Annotated in this window: 18 protein-coding genes; 5 read left to right on the top strand and 13 right to left on the bottom strand. The window is 64.7% G+C overall.

Annotation, left to right across the window (positions count from 1 at the left end):
- The first annotated feature begins 5 nt into the window (after positions 1-5).
- Positions 6-485 carry a hotdog family protein gene (locus tag J2W36_RS20675; RefSeq protein ID WP_307691654.1) on the top strand — a complete coding sequence of 160 codons (480 nt, stop codon included), beginning with the start codon at positions 6-8 and terminating at the stop codon, positions 483-485.
- The gene (fabG, locus tag J2W36_RS20670) at positions 482-1,213 is read left to right on the top strand and encodes a 3-oxoacyl-ACP reductase FabG (protein WP_307691653.1); all 732 of its coding nucleotides are present in this window, start codon (positions 482-484) and stop codon (positions 1,211-1,213) included. The genes J2W36_RS20675 and fabG overlap by 4 nt, the downstream gene beginning before the upstream one ends.
- 58 nt (positions 1,214-1,271) lie before the next feature.
- Here fabG and J2W36_RS20665 read toward each other — a convergent pair whose 3' ends face one another.
- The 7 genes from J2W36_RS20665 to J2W36_RS20635 all read right to left on the bottom strand — a co-directional run bounded on the left by J2W36_RS20665 (position 1,272) and on the right by J2W36_RS20635 (position 10,925).
- Positions 1,272-2,228, bottom strand: a complete 957-nt coding sequence (locus J2W36_RS20665) for a DUF6708 domain-containing protein (RefSeq protein WP_307691652.1) — start codon at positions 2,226-2,228, stop codon at positions 1,272-1,274.
- Positions 2,228-3,241, bottom strand: a complete 1,014-nt coding sequence (locus tag J2W36_RS20660) for a DUF6708 domain-containing protein (RefSeq protein WP_307691669.1) — start codon at positions 3,239-3,241, stop codon at positions 2,228-2,230. The genes J2W36_RS20665 and J2W36_RS20660 overlap by 1 nt, the downstream gene beginning before the upstream one ends.
- Positions 3,241-4,296 (bottom strand): DUF6708 domain-containing protein, encoded by a 1,056-nt coding sequence (locus J2W36_RS20655; RefSeq protein ID WP_307691651.1) that lies wholly within the window; start codon positions 4,294-4,296, stop codon positions 3,241-3,243. Before J2W36_RS20655 ends, J2W36_RS20660 begins: the two co-directional genes overlap by 1 nt.
- Entirely contained in the window at positions 4,296-5,309 is a 1,014-nt protein-coding gene (locus J2W36_RS20650; RefSeq protein WP_307691650.1) for a DUF6708 domain-containing protein, read from the bottom strand. The genes J2W36_RS20655 and J2W36_RS20650 overlap by 1 nt, the downstream gene beginning before the upstream one ends.
- Positions 5,309-8,389 carry a T6SS effector BTH_I2691 family protein gene (locus tag J2W36_RS20645; protein WP_307691649.1) on the bottom strand — a complete coding sequence of 1,027 codons (3,081 nt, stop codon included), beginning with the start codon at positions 8,387-8,389 and terminating at the stop codon, positions 5,309-5,311. The genes J2W36_RS20650 and J2W36_RS20645 overlap by 1 nt, the downstream gene beginning before the upstream one ends.
- The gene (locus tag J2W36_RS20640; RefSeq protein ID WP_307691648.1) at positions 8,386-9,399 is read right to left on the bottom strand and encodes a hypothetical protein; all 1,014 of its coding nucleotides are present in this window, start codon (positions 9,397-9,399) and stop codon (positions 8,386-8,388) included. Before J2W36_RS20640 ends, J2W36_RS20645 begins: the two co-directional genes overlap by 4 nt.
- Positions 9,400-9,920: 521 nt before the next feature.
- Positions 9,921-10,925, bottom strand: coding sequence for a substrate-binding domain-containing protein (locus J2W36_RS20635; RefSeq protein WP_307691647.1), 1,005 nt, complete (start codon positions 10,923-10,925; stop codon positions 9,921-9,923).
- A gap of 211 nt (positions 10,926-11,136) precedes the next feature.
- On the opposite strand from J2W36_RS20635, the gene J2W36_RS20630 reads away from it, so the two are divergent.
- The 3 genes from J2W36_RS20630 (at position 11,137) to J2W36_RS20620 (ending at position 15,191) form a co-directional block, all read left to right on the top strand.
- Positions 11,137-12,318: a carbohydrate porin gene (locus J2W36_RS20630; protein WP_307691646.1), complete on the top strand. Its 1,182-nt coding sequence runs from the start codon at positions 11,137-11,139 to the stop codon at positions 12,316-12,318.
- A 63-nt stretch (positions 12,319-12,381) separates the two neighbouring features.
- Positions 12,382-13,869, top strand: a complete 1,488-nt coding sequence (gene gtfA, locus J2W36_RS20625; RefSeq protein ID WP_307691645.1) for a sucrose phosphorylase — start codon at positions 12,382-12,384, stop codon at positions 13,867-13,869.
- Positions 13,870-13,934: 65 nt separating this feature from the next.
- The gene (locus J2W36_RS20620; RefSeq protein WP_307691644.1) at positions 13,935-15,191 is read left to right on the top strand and encodes an MFS transporter; all 1,257 of its coding nucleotides are present in this window, start codon (positions 13,935-13,937) and stop codon (positions 15,189-15,191) included.
- A gap of 19 nt (positions 15,192-15,210) precedes the next feature.
- On the opposite strand, the gene J2W36_RS20615 is transcribed toward J2W36_RS20620, so the two are convergent.
- Genes J2W36_RS20615 through J2W36_RS20590 form a run of 6 tightly spaced genes read right to left on the bottom strand, consistent with a single transcriptional unit; the run spans position 15,211 to position 20,110 of the window.
- Positions 15,211-16,443, bottom strand: a complete 1,233-nt coding sequence (locus J2W36_RS20615) for a beta-ketoacyl-[acyl-carrier-protein] synthase family protein (protein WP_307691643.1) — start codon at positions 16,441-16,443, stop codon at positions 15,211-15,213.
- Positions 16,440-16,694 carry an acyl carrier protein gene (locus J2W36_RS20610; RefSeq protein WP_307691642.1) on the bottom strand — a complete coding sequence of 85 codons (255 nt, stop codon included), beginning with the start codon at positions 16,692-16,694 and terminating at the stop codon, positions 16,440-16,442. The genes J2W36_RS20615 and J2W36_RS20610 overlap by 4 nt, the downstream gene beginning before the upstream one ends.
- A gap of 6 nt (positions 16,695-16,700) precedes the next feature.
- Complete coding sequence (locus J2W36_RS20605) at positions 16,701-17,420, bottom strand: phosphatase PAP2 family protein (protein ID WP_307691641.1); 720 nt, start codon at positions 17,418-17,420, stop codon at positions 16,701-16,703.
- 53 nt (positions 17,421-17,473) lie between these two features.
- Positions 17,474-18,250, bottom strand: a complete 777-nt coding sequence (locus J2W36_RS20600) for a glycosyltransferase family 2 protein (RefSeq protein WP_307691640.1) — start codon at positions 18,248-18,250, stop codon at positions 17,474-17,476.
- A complete protein-coding gene (locus J2W36_RS20595; protein WP_307691639.1) occupies positions 18,217-19,026 on the bottom strand; it encodes a lysophospholipid acyltransferase family protein in 810 nt (269 codons plus the stop codon). The genes J2W36_RS20600 and J2W36_RS20595 overlap by 34 nt, the downstream gene beginning before the upstream one ends.
- Before the next feature lie 43 nt (positions 19,027-19,069).
- The gene (locus J2W36_RS20590; protein WP_307691638.1) at positions 19,070-20,110 is read right to left on the bottom strand and encodes a chorismate transformation FkbO/Hyg5 family protein; all 1,041 of its coding nucleotides are present in this window, start codon (positions 20,108-20,110) and stop codon (positions 19,070-19,072) included.
- Positions 20,111-20,369: the final 259 nt, after the last annotated feature.

Below are 20,369 nucleotides of genomic sequence, written 5' to 3'. Positions count from 1 at the left end.
GCCCCATGACCACCGAAATGCCGCTCACGCTCGACCGCGATGGCATCGCCGCGCGCATTCCGCACAGCGGCCGCATGTGCCTGCTCGAACGGCTGGAACATTGGGATGCGCAGGCCATCCATTGCAGCACCCGCACCCACCTGGCGCCGGACAACCCGCTGCGCACGGCGAGCGGCCTGCTCGCACCGAATGCCATCGAGTACGCCGCGCAGGCCATGGCGCTGCATGGCGGGCTGTTGGCCACCGAAGGCGCGCCGCCCTCGGCGGGTTTTCTGGCGAGTGCGCGCAACGTGCGCCTGTCGGTCGCGCGGCTCGACCAATTGCCTGGCGCGCTGCAGGTGCATGCGCGGCGGCTGTCTGGCGACGCGCGCCAGGTGCTCTATGAATTCAACGTGAACGACGCGGCCGGCGCGGCGGTGGCCGAGGGCCGTGCCGTGGTCGTGCTGAACACGCCCTTGCCAGAAACGAAAGCCATTTCTCCATGAGTCTCTCCGGAAAACGCGCGCTGGTCACCGGCGCGAGCGGCGCGTTGGGGGCCGCCATCGCCCAGCGACTCGCGCGCGACGGCGCCCATGTGCTGCTTCACGCGAGTTCGCGCCCCGATGCCATCGCGCAACTGGCGGCCACCATCACGGCGGCGGGCGGCACGGCCGAATGCCACGTGTTCGATCTGCGCAGCGACGAAGCCACTGCCGCCGGCTGCGCGGCGATGCTGGCGGGCGGAGCGGTCCAGGTCATCGTCAACAACGCCGGTGTGCATGACGATGCAGTGCTGCCGGGCATGCGCGCCGAGCAGTGGCACAAGGTGATCGATGTGTCGCTCAACGGCTTTTTCCGCGTCACGCAGCCGCTGCTGCTGCCGATGCTGCGCACACGGTGGGGTCGCATCCTGAACATCTCATCGGTGGCTGCGCTCACAGGCAATCGCGGCCAGGTCAACTACGCCGCCGCCAAGGGCGCGCTCAACAGCGCAACCAAGGCCCTGTCGCTGGAAGTCGGTTCGCGTGGCGTGACGGTCAATGCCATCGCGCCGGGCATCATCGCTTCGCCCATGGCCGACGCGTCCTTCGATGCGGCCATGGTGCAGCAACTGGTGCCGCTCAAGCGCGCCGGCAAGCCCGAGGAAGTCGCCGCGCTCGCAGGCTTCCTGGCGAGCGACGAGGCGGCCTACATCACCGGGCAGGTGATCTCGATCAACGGCGGGATGATCTGACCCTTGGGGAAGGCGTCGCCTGCGGCGCTGGGCGCGCCGCTTGGCGGTAAGCAGCCAGTCACTTCACCTTGAAACCGCCCATGATGGGCGCGCCCAGCGCATCTTCAATCTCCTTTGGCCACGTCACCGTCTGAGCAGTCCAGACCACAAAGCGATTGACGACAAAGAACACCACGAACAGCGGCAGCGCCAAGTGCTGCCAAAGCTGCGTCCAGGGAAACTCTTTCCAGTCGCGCCAGTAATCCTTGCGCCGTTGCTTCAATGCTTCGACCATATCGAAACCCTTGATGCCTTTGGGTCCTTTGGTCGGGGACACTTCGCCGGCTTGGAGCGGCGGCATGCCAGCCTCCATGTAGCCACGGATGTATTCCCACATGGCGCCCGGAAAATCGACGCTCGGCAGCACGAAGGAATCCACGATGGTCGGGTCGCTGGCGCTGGCGCGCACCAGGAACACCAAGTGAAAGGTGCGCCGGAAGCTGGTGGTGCTGCCGCCCACTTTGGCGTGCAGTTCGCAATCGACCAGCGACCAATCGGCGGTGCGGGCCTCGACAGTGGTAGGGCCGAACAAGAGAAAGCGTTTGCGTTGGCCTTGATGGACATAGTAGACCTTGCGGCGCAGGCGATCGAAGTAGATCGGCATCTCGCTGGGGCTGAACATCTCGAAGTAGATGCCGATGAAGAAGATGGCGAAGAAGGCAGCAATGCCAAAAAGGAAAGCGACGTAGTGCCCACTTTGAAGATCTGTCCATAGCGACAAGGAACCGCCGGACGTCGCCCAGACAGCCCCCCCACCCGCGACCAACCCAAACGTCGTCGTATATCCCCCTGCACTCACCAGCGACCCGCCATTGAGTTCCACCGCGTTGCTGTAGACCTCGCTCAATCGCCCTTGTTGAGCCGCCTCTCCGCCGCCGGGCAAGCGCTTGTCATAGCGCTCGATCAAGCCCGCGACCAAGCTCACTTGCCGAGCATCTTCGGTGCTGATCCCGCTGGTATTGAAGCCCAACACCATCAGCGCCTCCTGCCTTCATATGGGTCTTCGTCTGTTGCCGCCACCCGCAGCGTGTGCCTGGTATCCACGGAAAGATCGGCCTCAGTGATGGGCGCGCCCAGCGCATCTTCAATCTCCTTCGGCCACGTCACCGTCTGCGCAGTCCAGACCACAAAGCGATTGACGACAAAGAACACCACGAACAGCGGCAGCGCCAAGTGCTGCCAAAGCTGCGTCCAGGGAAACTCTTTCCAGTCGCGCCAGTAATCCTTGCGCCGTTGCTTCAATGCTTCGACCATATCGAAACCCTTGATGCCTTGGGGTCCTTTGGTCGGGGACACTTCACCAGCTTTGAGCGGCGGCATGCCAGCCTCCATGTAGCCACGGATGTATTCCCACATGGCGCCCGGAAACTCGACGCTCGGCAGCACGAAGGAATCCACGATGGTGGGGTCGGTGGCGCTTGCACGAACAAGGAACAGCAAATGGAAGGTTCGCCGGAAGCTGGTGGTGCTGCCGCCCATCTTGGCGTGCAGTTCGCAATCGACCAGCGACCAATCGGCGGTGCGGGCCTCAACAGTCGTCGGGCCGAACAGCAGAAAGCGCTTGCGCTTGCCTTGATGGACGTAGTAGACCTTGCGGCGCAGGCGATCGAAGTAGATCGGCATCTCGCTGGGGCTGAACATCTCGAAGTAGAGGCCGATGAGGAAGACGGCGAAGGGCGTTGCGATCTGAAACAAAAAAAATGAGAAATAGCGTCCATTCCGTATTGGGTCAAAAAAATGTTCGTGACCGATCGACACGCTGGCCACGCCGCCAATCAACCCAATCGCCGTCACCCATCCACCAGCGCTGACCAGCGACCCCCCATTGAGTTCAATCGCTTCGCGGTAGACCTCACTTAGTCGTCCTTGATGGCTGGCCTGTCCGCTGCCAGGCAAGCGCTTGTCGTAGCGCTCGATCAAGCCTGCGACCAAGTTCTCTTGTCGCGCGTCGTCGGTACTGATGCCGCTGGTATTGAAGCCCAGCACCATCAGCGCCAATTACCCGCGTTGTCGGTGCGTGGTGCAGGCTCGTTGTGCCCCGGATCGGGATGTGCTGCCGCCACCCGCAGCGTGTGCCTGGTATCAACGGCGAGGTCGGCCTCGGTGATGGGCGCGCCCAGTGCATCTTCAATTTCCTTTGGCCACGTCACCGTCTGCGCGGTCCAGACCACAAAGCGATTGACCACAAGAAAGACAACAAAAAACGGCAATACAAGGTGCTGCCACAGTTGCGTCCAGGGAAACTCTTTCCAGTCGCGCCAGTAGTCACGTCGGCGTTGCTTCAAGGCCTCGACCATGTCGAAACCCTTGATGCCTTGGGGTCCTTTGGTTGGGGGCACTTCGCCGGCTTGGAGCGGCGGCATGCCGGCCTCCATGTAGCCCCGGATGTATTCCCACATGGCACCTGGAAATTCGACGCTCGGCAGCACGAAGGAATCCACGATGGTGGGGTCGGTGGCGCTTGCACGAACAAGGAACAGCAAATGGAAGGTTCGCCGGAAGCTGGTGGTGCTGCCGCCCATCTTGGCGTGCAGTTCGCAATCGACCAGCGACCAATCGGCGGTGCGGGCCTCGACAGTGGTAGGGCCGAACAGCAGAAAGCGTTTGCGTTGGCCTTGATGGACGTAGTAGACCTTGCGGCGCAGGCGGTCGAAGTAGATCGGCATCTCGCTGGGGCTGAACATCTCGAAGTAGAGGCCGATGAAGAAGATGGCGAAAGGCCCGGCAATACTGAGCCCCAATCCAAAATACCGTCCAGTTCGGATCATTTCCCATAAATCTAATAAATATGGTGGCCCAGGCAGCGCCCAAATTCCAAGCACACCACCTAGCAGCCCCATCGTCGTCACCCATCCACTAGCGCTGACCAGCGACCCCCCATTGAGTTCAATCGCATCGCGGTAGACTTCACTCAGTCGCCCTTGGTGGCTGGCCTCTCCGCTGCCAGGCAAGCGCTTGTCGTAGCGCTCAATCAAGCCTGCGACCAAGTTCTCTTGTCGCGCGTCGTCGGTACTGATGCCGCTGGTATTGAAGCCCAGCACCATCAGCGCCTCCTGCCTTCATATGGGTCTTCGTCTGTTGCCGCCACCCGCAGCGTGTGCCTGGTATTGACGGCAAGATCGGCCTCAGTGATGGGCGCGCCCAGCGCATCTTCAATCTCCTTGGGCCACGTCACCGTCTGTGCAGTCCAGACCACAAAGCGATTGACGATAAAGAACACCACGAACAGCGGCAGCGTCAAGTGCTGCCACAGTTGCGTCCAGGGAAACTCTTTCCAGTCGCGCCAGTAGTCACGTCGGCGTTGCTTCAAGGCTTCGACCATATCGAAACCCTTGATGCCTTTGGGTCCTTTGGTCGGGGACACTTCACCAGCTTTGAGCGGCGGCATGCCAGCCTCCATGTAGCCACGGATGTATTCCCACATGGCACCCGGAAACTCGACGCTCGGCAGCACGAAGGAATCCACGATGGTGGGATCGGTGGTGCTGGCGCGCACCAGAAACACCAAGTGGAAGGTGCGCCGGAAACTCGTGGTGCTGCCGCCCATCTTGGCGTGCAGTTCGCAATCGACCAGCGACCAATCGGCGGTGCGGGCCTCGACAGTGGTAGGGCCGAACAGCAGAAAGCGTTTGCGTTGGCCTTGATGGACGTAGTAGACCTTGCGGCGCAGGCGGTCGAAGTAGATCGGCATCTCGCTGGGGCTGAACATCTCGAAGTAGATGCCGATGAAGAAGATGGAGCCGATAATCAGAACTGTAAAAAGAACACCCAAAAAACCTGCAATTTGATAGTCCCTTGCAAAACTCCCAGAGGGTTCTAACCAGATATTGAGCAAGGCACCGAGAAGACCGATCGTCGTCACCCATCCACCAGCGCTGACCAGCGACCCCCCATTGAGTTCAATCGCATCGCGGTAGACCTCACTCAGTCGTCCTTGGTGGCTTGCCTCTCCGCTGCCAGGCAAGCGCTTGTCGTACCGCTCAATCAAGCCTGCGACCAGGTTCTCTTGACGCGCGTCATCGGTGCTGATCCCGCTGGTATTGAAGCCCAACACCATCAGCCCCGATCGCGAGCGTTGTCGATGCGCGGTGCGGATTCGCCGCGCCCCGGATCGGGATGTGCCTGCGCCTTGCGGCGCACATCTTCCTGCGTGTCGGTTTCATACTCGATGGCAAGCAGCCAGGCTTCTTCTTCGCTCGCTTTGCCGAAGCGCTTCACGGTGTCCTTGCCGAAGTAGCAGCGTCCAGCCCAGCGCATGTAGGAGTCGCGCTCGCTAACCACCGCATAGACATAAGTTGCCACACCCGCAACTAGCAAAACAATGCCGACGCCTGACACCACACTGGCGACTACGCCTGCCGTGCCGGCTACGGCGGCTTCTGTCGCGGCAGCACCAGCGAGACGCAGCACAACGTGCTTCGCAATGGCGCGTGTAACCATACCTTTGGTCGCGGCATCGGCGGCCATGATCCCGTTGGATACACCAATCCCAACGAACAGTCGAGAGGAATATATGTATCCCGCACCTGAATTCGCATCCCCCTCCTTCTGCGCCCCCTCCGCCTTCAACGCCATCAAATAAGCATTGATCCCCGCCCCCAGCACCCCCGTAATTGCAGCCGCCGTGCGCAGCACCGCAATCCGTGTGCTGGCCTCGACCAACTCCTCGCCGCCCGCCGCACGCATCAGCAACGAACTCTTATGGGCAGCGGCCAGTCGCTCGGCTGCCGCGCCCACGAACCCGCCCACACTGTCGGCCACGCCCAAGGCTGCTTCCGCGAGTTTGTCTTGATCGCGTTGGCTCTTGTTGAGTTCGCTCAGCAGTTGGGGCACACCCTGATACAGCCCGAGAAACTGCACGATCATGGCGCCGACAGCCAGCCGCCCGTCGATGGTGGTCAGGCCCAGGTCCTTCTGCGTCGCCTGTCGGCGCATGACTTCGGCGACTTCCTCGGGCGTGAGCGCATGGGTGCGATTGAGGCGTGCGCTTTGCATTTGCACGTCTTCAAGGCTTTTGGCGGCTGCGCCTCCGATGTGTGCCACGTTGACCCGTTGACCCGGAACCGTCTCGGGCCGCAAGTGGCCCTCATGGATTTCCAGTGCAGTCTTGATGTCAGTCAACACCTCCAATTCGACGGTGTTGCCCTGCGCGGTCACGATGGTTTTACGCAGCGCGTCTCTGGTCGCATAACCCCCAAGCACGCTCAGAGCCACATCGACGCTCACCCGGGTCTTGAGACGTACCACAGTGGACAGCACGGCCTTGTTGCCGCCCGGTCGCGTGGCTTCGACGGCTAGCTCCAATTGCCGCGCGCCCGCACACAGGCCGGGCAGCATCGCCTGGTATTTCTTGATGCTGCCCGAGGCGGGCGCAGGCGACTTGCCCCCGGCCATCGCCATCAACTGAAAAACACCGGTTGCGCTGGCGGCCAGTCCACCTGCGGAGAAGGCCATCAAACGCGGGTGCAGCCAATTCAGGCTTTTGCCCAAGTCATGCGTCACAATGCCTTTGAGTACGTCATAGCTTTTGTCGCGAATGTCGCTGATTTCGCCTTGGCCATCTTTCGCTGCGGTCGCGCCACGGTCAGCGTTACCAACAAGGAGGGCCTTGACCTTCGTGATGACGCTGCGCTGGTTGCCGTAGAAGCCGCGCAGTGCGATGGCGGCGGGATCTTCAATATCCTTGTCCAGAATGATCCCGGTCCAGCGCTCCGTGTGTTGGCGCACGGCCGGTTGGGGGAAGTGCGCGATGTAGCTCTCGCCCGCGTAGATCAAGCCGGACGACACGCGGGCCGTGAGCTCGGCCGCATCGTCTGCGTCGAAGTGAGTTTTGAAGTAGGCGCGAAAGGCGTTGCTATCAATCGCTGCGAGCCAGTCGGCTTCATAAGGAGCCAAGGCATCGGCAAGCTGCTTTTCGATGCTCGCGCGCTTGGCCGGCCAGCCGTTGTAGCTGTCCATGTCGAGTTGGTCGGTGATCCTTTCCCAATTGCGCCGACCGAACATCACGCCGCGCGTTTTAATGCGATCGCTCGTCCTAGTCGCCTCGGGTCCAACGGGCCGCATGTGACCGGCGCGACTGCCATCGTTGGCATATGCGCCACTCACATCGGGACTCCATTCGTACATGCCATGCACACGGTGTTTGATGCCGTTCCACTGGTTTTCCGACGCGGCGGTGGCCCATTCGCGGGACTGGATCATGCCGGCCACGGTGAGCGCTTTGCGCAGTCCTTCGAGCGTGCCGTAGCAGGCTTCCGAGCGCGTCCAGGCTTCGGTACTGTTCCACGTCTGCTGGTTGGCATCGTCTTTTGCCATGCGGATGCCGTTGAGGTCGGCGGCCAGTCCTACTGGATCGGGGATGGCAAGCACGAATTCCTTGCCCTTGGTCTTGGGGTGTTGCGCCGCCTGCTTTTGCATGACGGCAACCAAACCGGCCGCTTGACGATAGCTCTTGTCGCCCTCCGCGTCGTAGAACGGTGTCGCAGACGAAGTGCCACCGTCGACAAGATTGATGCCTTGTTTGACGCCGCCGTGATCGAGCACGCGCAGTGCGAAGTCGGCCACATGCTGCTGAATCAGGAAGGCATCGGCTTTGAAGGCATTTTTGACACCCCCCAATTCGGCCAACGGATCGATGCACACCATGCCCGCTGCGGCGGGGTCTTTCCGCACGCGCTCGCGCATGCCGTTGTTCCACCAGTTCATCGAAAATCCGATCCACACCGGGCCGATGCTGTCTAAGTGGTTGTGCGGCAACTGGATGCACAAGGTGCGCAGATCGTGTGGGTGCGAGTCTTTGGCGTTGCAGGCGAACTTGCATTTTTGGTCGGCCCAATTGACCTGCGACGCGGGGATCAATGCGCCGCTTTCATGCACGCGGAACACTTGCCAATCGTTGACGAGTTGGCGCGGTCGCTTGGTGTACCAGGCATAGACAAAGCCACCACGGCGCAGCATGCGAAGCGCGTGGCGGTTTTGCTTCAATGCGGGCAGCTTGAGTGCGGTGACGCTGGGTTCATGGGGCAGCAGTTTGGCGGCTTCGGGCGGCGCAAAGGCGTCGTCGGTGGAAATGGCCGTGGGTCGTACCAGCAGGATCGACAGACCAGCTTTGTTGTCGCATTTTTTGCAGTCGGTCATGCTTTGCCCTGTGTCGTTGGTGCCGCATGCGCGGCCCAGTGGTCAGCGGGTTTGCCGACCCATTCGTCCCGGTATATTTCGATCACCTCACCCAAATCTTCTCGCAGGCGCACCACGGCTTTGATGAGCTGCTGTGCTTGGGGGCACGTCTCGAAGGCCGGTTCCAGCAGTGCTTCGGCGGCGTAGGCGCCCCGATCTTCGGGGTAGACCAAACCCAGCTTTTCGGCCGCTTTCACTTTGTCGAGAACACGCGTCAAGGTGTCGTCGGGCAGCGGGAAGCTGCTGCGCAGCAAGAGGGTTTGCGCCACGCTGACAGGCTGGCAGCGGCTGATCAAGGCGAGGTGCGTTTCGTTCCAACCCAGCTTGTGGTTTTCATTGAGTTCCCCGGGCTGGCCTTGCAGGGTTTGAAGTGCGAAGTTGTGGTCGAGGTAGTGCCAGTCCATGCCTTGCACGGCGGCTGGCCAATCGAGGGAGGCTCCTTGCCGCAACGTGTTGAGCACGCGGCGGTCGAACAGGCGTGCCACTCTGGCCTGCCCGGCTTTGTTCAAGTGCAGCAGCTTGGAGAGTTGCCGCGACATCTGTGCGCCGTACCGCTCGAAGCCGGAGGGCATGCGCCCGGTCAGTGGCTGATCGCTGTCGTCCGTGTCGTGCATCCGCAACCAACCGCCGATGCGGTAGGGGCCTTTGCCCGTTGCAACGGCGTTCAAGTGTTCTTGGACGGCCCATTCGATGCTGGTTGCAAACCACGGATCGCTCGTGTTCTCCAGTCGCACGAGGTACGGGAACTCCAGCTCGGTGATGGTGCGGGGGAAATCGTCAGCGGAATGCAGGGATTCAATGCGCCGCTCCCATGCCGCCATTCGAGCTTTTTGCGGGCCACTGACATACTCGGCCGCAATCTCCGGGTCGAGTTGGACGCCGGGCGGCTCGTCGGGGGAGGGGTCGATCAGCAGGTAGACAGCCCCGCCGCCAATCTGTTCGGTCAAGCGCTCGGTGAGCGCGTCAAGCAAGGCGCGGGGTGGGGTTTCCCAAGGCCAAGGGGGGAGGGATGTTTTTGTTGTCGTCATGGCATGGTTACCAATTGACGGCGGTCTGGGCTCACAACCCCAGCGGGCTCCAGGGCCGCACTGCCCCAGACGACAGGAATTGCGGACGATTGAATCGCAAGGGTGCGCGAACGCACACCATCGAAGATGAACATGGGGACTCCCTGAAGTGCCGGTCCCCTTTGTGGGGGCCTTCTTCAAGGGATTATGAAAGGCTGTCTTCTTGGCGGAAGCCGTAAAAAGAAGACGTCTTGAGCGCGCTTTCGAGATGCGTGATGGATTGCACAAATCGAGCGATCCGGCCCTTCAATACGCTTGCAGATTGCCGCTTGTTTACAACGGTGGCACGGTGGGCGGGCTGCTCGCTGACGCTTGGTGCTCCTCCCATGCCGCCGGATCGGCCAGGCCAGCGCCCCACCACAATGGTGGCGGCATCGAGGGATGCGTGGATGCGGGTCGTTCTCGACGTCGAGTCCGGCAGCCTCCTAAAACTGCTGCAAGCGGGGTTGGTGCAGACGCTGCAGCCCCGCGATGGGCTCGTCCCTCAGCAGGGCCAGCACCATCTCGGCGAGTTCCACGCCGGTTTCCGCAGAACTGGCCTGGCGCATGCAGGCCAGACCTCGCGGTGCGGCTTCGGCGGGCAGCTCACCGTAGACCACCAGCGCCAGGTCCTGGCCCAGTTGCAGCCCGTGCTCCTTCACCGCCTGGAGCGCTCCCTGGGCAGCCAGGTCGTTGTCGATCAGCACGGCCTCGGGGCGTTCCTGCGCATTCAGCGTCAGCAAGGCCTGCATGGCCTGGTAGCCGGCGAGCGGGTCGAACGCATCGCGCCGAACGGCGGCGTGAGGTAGCGTGGCATCGGCCGTCGCCTCCAGCGCCGAGACGAAACCCGCGAAGCGCTGGGCAGCGAAGCTGTAGACCGCGGGTGCGCCCACGTAGCCCATGCGCCGTCGGCCACGGGCCAGGAGGTGTTCGCCGGCTTGCCGGCCGCCTGATTGGTTATCGAAATCGAGCCAGGCGTGGGTGGCGAGATGGCCGTCTTCGGTGCGGCCGTAAGCCACGAAGGGCACGTCGCGCTCGGCCAGCAACTTCAGTCGCGCGTCGTGCACCTGGGTTCGTGGCACCACGAAGGCATCGACGCGGCGGGTGGCAATGGCCCGCTCGTAGGCGCGCAACTCCTGATCCACGGGCGAGGACACCAACAGCAGATCCACCCCTTCCTGCGCCAGCCGTTCGGTCATGGCGGCCGCCACGGTGAGGAACTGCACGTCGCTGGCCAGGTGGCCTGGAACGATGGGCAGCACCATGCCCACCGCATCCGCCTTGCCCAGCGCCAGCCGTCGCGCGGTGGCGTTGGCGCGATAGCCGATGCGCCGTGCCACCTCCTGCACCAGGCGCCGCGTGCCTTCTGCCACCTCGGGGTAGTCGTTGAGCGCGCGGCTGACCGTGGTCAAGGAGAGATTGAGCTCGGCGGCGATCTGCTTGAGGGACATGGGACGTGATCGATAGAAGGAAAAGACGAAGGTCGGCGATACGCCGCTGACTGGTGTAACTACCAAGTCCAATTCAAAGCGCTTTGAAAGATACTCAAAGCGCTTTGAATGAGTCGGAAAAACAAATCAAAACTTGTGAGGGAGAAACACGGTGCGCCATCCACTGGAAACTTTCGCTTGTCGCATTCTTCGGTCGACGGCAGTCGTTCTGATGATACTGACGGCCTGCGCTTCAGCCATCGCCGCCGAGGAGGGGGAACTGGAATTCGCTGCCTATCTGCGGACGGGCGCGTCCCGGGCGTCGGTGGAAGGCGCTCCCCGTGGTGGCTACAGCCTGGGTCTGGCGGGCCAGAAGCTGAGGCTGGGCAACGAGGGCGATTTTTATGGCGAGGTGAAGCTTGGGCGCACCTTGGAGCTGGGCTCCGGCCTCAAGCTGCGCGCCGTATGGGGTGGCGCACTGTACGACCCTGCGCCGACGCCCGACCACCTGCACTACACCCTCAAGCAGGCTTTCGTCGAACTCGCGGGCCTGCCGATGCTGCCCGACCAGGCCGTGATCTGGGTCGGTCAGCGGGCCTGGCATCGCGAGAGCCTGCACATCGTCGACACCGACTACCTTCTTCCCGACAGTGGCCGGGGATTCGGCATCCACGGCCTGCCGGCCGGCCCTGGCCTGTTCGGTGTGGCCTATTTCGGCAAGATCATCCAGAACGTGGCGCAGGGCGTGCAGCACGATATTCAGGCGTCGCGGCTGAGCATCGATTGGAGCGCCGTGCCCATTGGTGAGCGCGGTGATCTGCGCGTGCAGGGCAGCCTGGTGCATGGGGGCGGCGCCAGCGGCGAGCGCGACGGGCAGTCGCTGTCGCTGCGTCACCGCTGCGCCGTCGAACTGACCGATCGCACCCTGCGCCACACCACCTGGCTGCAGTTCTCGTCAGGCCAGGGCGCGCTGGACAACGGATTCGGCGCTTTCTCCAGCACGGTTGGCCGGACGGCGCAGCGATTCGTCCACGCCGTCGAAGGGCAGTCCGGCCCGCTGGGCGCCCAGGCGCTGATGGGCATCGAACGGGGCCGCACCGATGGCATGAACCAGGTCGACAACGGCTGGGTGACCGGCGGTCGGCTGAGCTGGGACATCGCGCGCCATGCCAAGTTGCTGTTCGAGGCCGGTTACAACGAGCGCCGCCCCGACGACGGGGGGGCGCTGCAGCGGCTGAGCAAGTTCACCATCGCGCCCACCCTCAGCGCAAAGCCCGGCTTCAACGGCCGGCCCGAGTTGCGGCTGTTCGTCACCCGCGTGCGGATGAACGATGCCGCCGCCGCTGCGCTGGCCATGCCCGGCCGCGCCCGCAGCGTCACGCTGGTGGGCCTTCAGCTGGAGACCTGGCTGTAGGCGGCCCGCATGGGCGCCCGTTTTCCTTTTCCCCGCAATTGCCGTCCCTGACGGAGGATTTTCATGAAAAACAAAGTTCAGCTCATCACTTACGCAGACCGCCTGGCGGGTGACATTCCCGGTCTGGCCGCCTTGCTGGGCGGGTCGCTGTCGGAGGCCATCGGCGGCGTGCACGTGCTGCCCTTCTTCGATCCCATCGACGGGGCAGATGCCGGCTTCGACCCGAGCGACCACACCGCCGTCGATGCGCGCCTGGGTACCTGGGCCGACGTGCGAGCGCTGGGTGAGCAGGTGGAGGTGATGGCCGATCTGATCGTCAACCACGTCTCGGACGCCTCCCCGCAGTTCCAGGATTTCCTCCGCCGGGGCGACGCCTCGCCCCATGCCGGCATGTTCCTGACCTTCGGCAGCGTGTTCCCCGACGGCGCCACCGAGCAGGAGTTGCTGCGCATCTACCGCCCGCGCCCCGGCCTGCCGCTGACGGCCGTGACGCTCGACAACGGCGACAAGCGCCTGCTGTGGACCACTTTCACGCCCCGGCAAGTGGACATCGACGTGAACCATCCCCAGGGGCAGGCCTACCTGCGCGCCATCCTGGAGCGCTTCCACGCGTCGGGCGTGCGCGCGATCCGGCTGGATGCGGCCGGCTATGCCATCAAGAAGGCAGGCACGAGCTGCTTCATGATTCCCGAGACCTTCGATTTCATAGAGACGCTGAGCCAGGAGGCACGCAGCCTGGGCATGGAGGTGCTGGTGGAGATCCACAGCTATTACCAGACCCAGATCGAGATCGCGGCCAAGGTGGACCGGGTGTACGACTTCGCGCTGCCGCCGCTGGTGTTGCATGCGCTCTTCCAGGCCGATGCGGCGCCGCTGGCACGCTGGCTGGCCATGAGCCCGCGCAATGCCGTCACGGTGCTGGACACGCACGACGGCATCGGCGTGATCGACGTGGGCGCGGATGCCGTCACGGGGCGTCCGGGGCTGCTGGCGCCCGAGGCCATCGATGCGCTGGTCGAAACCATCCACGTCAACAGCGCCGGCCAGAGCCGTCAGGCCACCGGCGCGGCGGCCTCCAACCTGGACCTCTACCAAGTCAACTGCACTTACTACGACGCGCTGGCCCGCGACGACGAGGCTTATCTGGTGGCACGCGCGATTCAGTTCTTCGCGCCGGGCGTGCCGCAGGTCTATTACGTGGGCCTGCTGGGCGGCGTCAATGACATGGCGCTGCTCGAGCGCACCCACGTTGGCCGTGACATCAACCGCCATCACTACGACGCGGACGAGGTCCGCAAGTGCCTGGAGGCGCCGCCGGTGCGCCGCCTGCTGGCGCTGGCGGCCTGGCGCAATGCGCATCCCGCCTTCGCGGGCGAATTCCGCCTGCTGCCCGCGCAGCCGGGCCATCTGTCGATGGTCTGGACACAGGGTGACTCCCAGGCGCGGCTGGACGTCGATCTGGCTGCACGCATCGCCGTCATCGCCCAGGAGGGTGGCCCCGCGGGCAGCCCCGCACGCTGGGTGGTCGCCGGCCCCGACGCGGCCCGCTGAAGAGGGAAGCAGGCTTTTCGCCCCATCCGTTCGCTGCCGCCCACCCCCACGAGGAAACGACTGCCATGCCACATGCTGCACCCCTACCCGCGCAGACCCATCTGCTGCGCTGGCTCACCTGCCTGATGTTCCTGATCTTCGCCATGACGACCGATGCCGTCGGCGTGATCCTGCCCGAGGTGATCCGCACCTATGGTCTGAGCATGGCGGCAGCCAGCGCCTTCCACTACGGCACCATGCTGGCCATTGCGTTGTCGGGCTTTCTGCTGGGTGGCCTGGCCGACCGGCTGGGCCGCAAGTTCACGATATTGCTGGGGCTGGCGTTGTTCTCGCTGGCCAGCGGCATGTTCGCCCTGGGTGACGGCTTTGGCTTCTTTCTGGTGCTGCTCATGCTGTCGGGCGTCGCCGTTGGCATCTTCAAGACCGGCGCGCTGGCGCTGATCGGCGATCTCTCACGCTCGACCCGCGAGCACACGGCCACCATGAATACGGTGGAGGGCTTCTTCGCGATCGGCGCCATCGTCGGGCCCGCGCTGGTGACATGGCTGCTGCACACCGGGCTGCCCTGGAAGTGGCTGTACCTGGCTGCAGCCGTGCTGGCGATGGTTCTGGTGATCTCGGCGGCGAGCGTGCGCTATCCGCAGCCGCCGGTGTCGGTGGTCGGTGCTGGCGACACCATCGCCGCGCACGAGGCCAGCCTGCGCCAGTGCTTCGCGCTCATGCGCCAGCCCTACGTGTTGGGCTTTGCGCTATCGCTTTTCATGTACGTGGCCGTGGAATGTGCAATCTACGTGTGGTTGCCGACGCTGCTGCTCGGCTACAAGGGTCCGTCGACCTGGCTGGCCGCTTACGCGCTGCCGGTCTTCTTTGCATTGCGTGCGCTTGGCCGTTTTCTGGGCGGCTGGCTGCTCAGCCGCGTGGAATGGACGCTGCTGATCTGCGCCATGTCCTTCGGCATCGCCTTGTGCTTCCTCGTCGCCCTGTGGGGCGGTGTGGCCTGGGCGGTGTACCTGCTGCCGGCCTCGGGGCTGTTCATGTCCGTGCTGTACCCCACGCTCAACTCGAAGGGCATCAGCTGCGCGCCGCGTGCGCAGCATGGCGCCGTGGCGGGCTTCAACCTGTTCTTTTCGTGCCTGGCTGCGGCGGCCGGTCCGTTCGCCATGGGCCTGGTGGCCGACGCCTTTGGTGGCATGCGCTACGGCTTTGCATTGGCGAGCGCGTTTGCGGTCGTGCTGTTCGCCGGCCTGCTGTGGAACTGGCTGCGCCAGCCGGTGCGCGAGTACCTCGCGCGCTGCGACGAGCGAGATTACGCCGGCGCCTGACCCGCTGGGGTCCTGGCTGTCATCCCCGCGTGAAAAGCAGCGTTGCGTTCGATCCGCCGAAGGCGAAAGAACTGCTGATCGCCGCTTCGAGACCGGGCGCTTCGGCGCCAACGGCGGGGACCAGGTTCAGTGCGCAGTCCGGGTCTGGCGTGCTGCAGTGCGCATTCGGCGGCAGTTGACGGCGGCGCAGCGCGAGCACGGTCACCACCGCCTCCAACGCGCCAGCGGCGCCGAGCAGATGACCATGCAGGGCCTTGGTGGAGCTCACGGCCAGCCGATCCAGCTGCGAGCCCCAGACCTCGGCCAGCGCCTGGCGCTCCACCACGTCGCCGATGCGGGTGGCGGTGCCGTGGGCGTTGCAGTAGCCGACGTCTGCCGGCTGCAGGTCGGCCATGCGCAGGGCCGCGCGCAAGGCGCGGGCCTGGCCGGCGGCATCCGGCTTGGTGAGATGGGTCGCATCGCAGGTGCTGCCCCAGCCGGCCAACCGTGCATGGCTGCGCGCGCCGCGCCGCTCGGCGTGCGCGGCGGATTCGAGCACGAGGAACGCCGCGCCTTCGCCCAGCGCGAAGCCGGTGCGGTCGCTGGCGAATGGACGGACCGCGCTGGCGGCCTCGCCGGGTGCGAAGCTGGCCAATGTCTGCATCGCCTGCCATGCAAGCACCACGCCTTCGACGATCAATGCTTCGCTGCCACCAGCGATGGCGACGTCGACCTCGCCGCGCTCCACGGCCTTGGCCGCTTCGGCAATGGCAATGGAAGACGACGCACAGGCCACCGAATAGGTGAGCACCGGCCCTTGGGCGTTCAGGCGCATCGCCACGTGTGATGCCGGCGCGTTTGGCATGAAGGCCGGCACGGTCAGCGGCGGCACCCGGCCACTGGCGCCGCTGCGGTAGGCGGCTTCGAGCGCCCCTGCGCCCCCCATGCCGCAACCGGCATAGACACCGATGCGTTCTGGCGCCACGTCCGGCGCGCTTTCAGGGGCGCCGACCAGGCCTGCATCGCGCAGGGCCAGATCGGCTGCCGCCACGGCGAGCTGGCTCACCCGGTCGACGCCAGCGAGCTGCAGCTTGCTGAACCACCGTGCCGCCTCGAAGTCCACGGTGGCCGCGGCCGCTGGTTTGGGCAGGTCAGGAAGGATGGGGCGGATGGCCGATTCACCCCGCAGCAGCGCGTCGAAAAAGCGGCCAGCGTCGTCGCCGTGGGGCGCCATGACGCCCAGGCCAGTGACCAGGACCTGCTGCAGGCTCACGCTGCCCTGGCTGCTGCGGGTTGCTTGGCCAGCACGCTGTCGACCAGCGCGGCCAGGCCGGCGAGCGTGTCGATGCTCAGATCGTCATCGGGCATCGAAATATGGAAATGGTCTTCGATGGCGAAAACGAATTCGGCAAGCGCCAGCGAATCGAAACCCTTGTCGCGCATGGATGCATGCGGGTCGAGGGTGGCCGGGTCGATGTCGTATTTGTCCTGGATCAACGCCTGCAGGTCCTTCAACGAACTCATTGCTCTCTACCTCTGTGTAATTCTGGTTGTGCCTGATGATATTCGGTCGGCCCGATGCGCCAGCGGGCCCGTCGCGCGTGGCCGCCAACGCAAAGAAGGGACGGCAAAGGCGATGCCGAGCGCCGCACCCGCCAGCGCGTCCAGGGCGACATGCTGACGGGTGGCGAGCGTGGACCAGGCGATGGCGACGAACCACAGGAGGTTGAGTGCGCGCAGCACGACGGGTGTGCGTGCGTCCCGCAACACCTGCTCGATGCGCAGCATCGTGAACATGGCCGCTGCCACGTGCATCGAAGGGCAGGCATTGCCCGCTGCGTCAACGCCCTGCAGCAGCGCGAAGCCGGGGTAGCCGCTGGCGTCGAAGTTGCGCGCGGGCACCGCGGTCGGCCAGAAGTAAAAGCAAACCAGGCCCGCCACGCACATGGCGCTGATCCACAGGCTGTACACGACCAATTCGCGGAAGGTGTATTGCAGACCCGGCCCCATCCCGACGTAGACCCAGAGTGACAAATACGCCGCCAGCGCACTCGGTGTGAAGGGCACCAGCGCATCGAGTGCAATCAGCGGCATCACGGTGACTTCGAACACCGGGTGGCGCAACAGCTCGAAGTAGCCGATGAAGAACAGCCATGTGAAGGCGGTAGTGCCGACGAGTTTCAGCAGGAAGTGCCTGCGCATGCGCAGGCCGATGTCGACGGTCCAGTGGGGGGGCAGGGGGCTCGGCATGAAAGACTTCGGTGAATCGAGCCCGGCTGATGCAGCCGTCGGCCTCGTGCGTGTCAGCGCTGGAACGGCGGCTTGCGTCGCAGCCGCCGGTAGAGCAACTGCGGCAGCCGCAGCACGAATTCCACCATCAACCGCGTGTGCATCCAGGTCAGCAGCACATTGTCACGTAGGTAGTTGAAATGGGACACGCCGCCCTCCGCCGCGCTGAGGTATTTGACGGGCGCATCGATGTTCACCGGTTTCACGCCGCCCCAGGCCAGGCGCACGACCGCCTCGGTGTCGAAGTCGAAGCGACGCATCCATGGCTGGCGCTCCATCACGCGGATCAGTGCGCCGACCGGATAGATGCGAAAGCCGTAGAGCGAGTCGCCGATGCCCGCGAACAGCGTCTCCAGCTGGGTCCAGCCGTTGGAGATGCGCCGGCCCCGCACGCGCAGCAGTGGCGCGCTGGCGTCGAAGATCGGGCGTCCGAGCACCATCGTGTCGGGCCGCGCCAGGGAGGCCTGCATGAAGGCGGGGATCAGGTCGGCCGGATGCTGGCCATCGGAATCCATGGCCAGCGCATGCGTGAAACCGGCCTGCTCGGCCATGCGCAGGCCGTGCAGAACCGCCGAGCCCTTGCCCTGGTTCTCGGGCAGCAGCCAGACGCGCAGGCCCGGGTCGCTGCGCGCCATTTCCTGCAGTCGTTCACCGGTTCCGTCGGTGCTGCCGTCGACCACCACCCACACGGGGCTCCATTGGGCGCGCGCGGCCGCGACCGTCGAGAACAGCCGTTCACCGGTGTTGTAGCTGGGAATCAGGACAAGGTGGGTGCGCGAGGCGTCTGGCATGCGAGGGGCGCTTCGGTGGCGCTCTGTTCCATTTGGTGGCGAAAGTACTGTTCGAGCTGGCGCAGCAGCGCGTCGCTGTCCTGGGACGGCGCAAAGCGCTGGCCCAGCCGCAGCGTGAAGACCAGCGGCAGCGCGGGCACGCGCCACAGCGGCCAGCCCTTGCTGAGATACCGGGTGTTGGTTTCGATGAAGACGGTCTGGATTGGCACCTGCGCCATCTTCGCGATCAACGTGACGCCGGGCCGAAAGGCGTTGATGGGTGCGCGCACGGTACGCGTGCCCTCCGGAAACAGAACCAGTTGCCCGCCCTGGCGCAGGTCTTCAACGGCCAGCTTGATCATGCGCCGGGGGGAGTCGTTGCAGATGTAGTGGGCCAGCCGCGCGCCCGCGCCGATGAAGACGTTGCGCATCAGGTCGGCCTTCATGATGCAGGCGCTGCGCGGCAGGCGCGCCACCAGCAGCAGGGCGTCGAGCATGGTTGGGTGGTTGGCGACCACGATCAGTCCGCGCTCGCTGCGCAGCGCGTCCATGCAGGCGGCGTCGATGCGCATCATTCCGGTGAACGACGCGATGGCCCAGAACGACCGGTATGCGAAGGCGATGGCCGCGCGGCCGACGGTGCGCGCGTGCGCGGCCGGCATCACCGGATGCAGCGTCATGGCGATCACGTTCCATGCGAGCGAGGTCAGCCCGAGCAGCACAAGCATGGCGTAGAGCGGCACGGCGCGCAGCATGCTGCCTGCCGCGCGCAGGCAGCGTCCCACTTTTGCAGTCATCGGCGCATGCATGGGCGCCTTCATCGACGCGTGGCGGCGCGATTCATGCGCGCAGCGTGCCCGTCGAGACCGCGTGGGCTTCGATTTCAACCAGGAGGTCCTGACGGCAGACGTCGGCTTCCAGGAAAACCGCCTGGCGCACCAGCGGCGCCGTTTCGCCGACCGCCTCGGCCAGCAGGCGCTGCACCGCGGGCGCGTCGGCGGCATGCCGGATATAGACGACGCCGTGCAGATCGGCCAGTGCAAAGCGCGCGCTGCCATGCCGATGGGCGGCGTCGATCACCGCGCTCAGGTTGCGCAGGGTCTCGCGGGTCTGGGCCTGCACGTCGCCCGCATGCAGGGTCTCGTGCCCGACGATGCTGGCGGTGCCTGAGATGAAGAGCGCGACCTGGTCGTCACCCAGGGCGGACAGCGCCGCGCGCGAGAACGTCGGTGCGCTCGGGCCGTAGGTTGGGGGATAGCGGTAGGCCGACACCTGGCGCGGGTTTTCCACCGGCAGCGGTGCGTGCCGCCCGGCGAGAAAGCGCACGCTGAGCGCCCCTTGGCGGATGCCGAGCGCACAGGCCGCTGGCGCGCCCTCGAAAGCTGCCCGTCCCGCTGCGAGGAAAGCGCGCTGGCGGCCGAGGTTGAACTGGCGGTAGCGTTCGAGCCCGCCGCCGTCGCCGTTGATCTGCGGCAGGTAGTTCCAGACGCGTTGCAAATGTGGGCAGCCGGCGGCTTCCTGCGCCTGGAAAAGGTCGCGGTACGCCCGCTCGGCCAGCGCAGCCAACCCTTCAGGCTCGGCGCCTTCGTCGAGGTCGATGGTGCCGAGCATCCAGTGGCCGTCGCTGCGCCAACGCACGCAACCGGTGGTGCCGGCGGTGATGGGCAGGCGCGTCTGCAAGATGTCCGCGCATGGCGCATTGCCCAGCAGCACCTGCGCGTCGACAGTCGGCATCCAGTCGACGTTGGCTGGCGTTCCGTAACCGAGCGCGCCCAACGGATGCCTGTCGCCATGAACGAGCGTCAGGCTGTCGGGCAGGCTCAGACGGTCGATGCGCAGGGGCGAAACGGACGCGGTGGGCTGGGTGTGGCCGGCGCTCATCGGGCGTTCCCGACGTTCTTCTTTGGCGTACACACGCCGGTCTGTCCACGGTGCGCCGCAAGCACGTTGTGGCTTTTCTGTGTAGATTTCCTTGCGTCGATCGGAGTTACAACTGTATTCATTCGTATGGCGGTGGGATGTTCCGTGCGCAAGGGGACAGGCGGCGGCGCGATTCTCCCTTCAATTATCCCCAATGGCGGGCAATGGCCTGTCAGCGGAAGCCGGGCGTGGGCCCGCCGGACAGTAAAATCACGGATTG

Source organism: Variovorax ginsengisoli (genome assembly GCF_030811835.1).
In the GTDB taxonomy this organism is placed as follows: Bacteria; Pseudomonadota; Gammaproteobacteria; order Burkholderiales; family Burkholderiaceae_C; genus Variovorax; species Variovorax ginsengisoli_C.
Note: the sequence above shows the minus strand (reverse complement) of the source record. Positions and strands in the feature narration are given on the sequence as shown.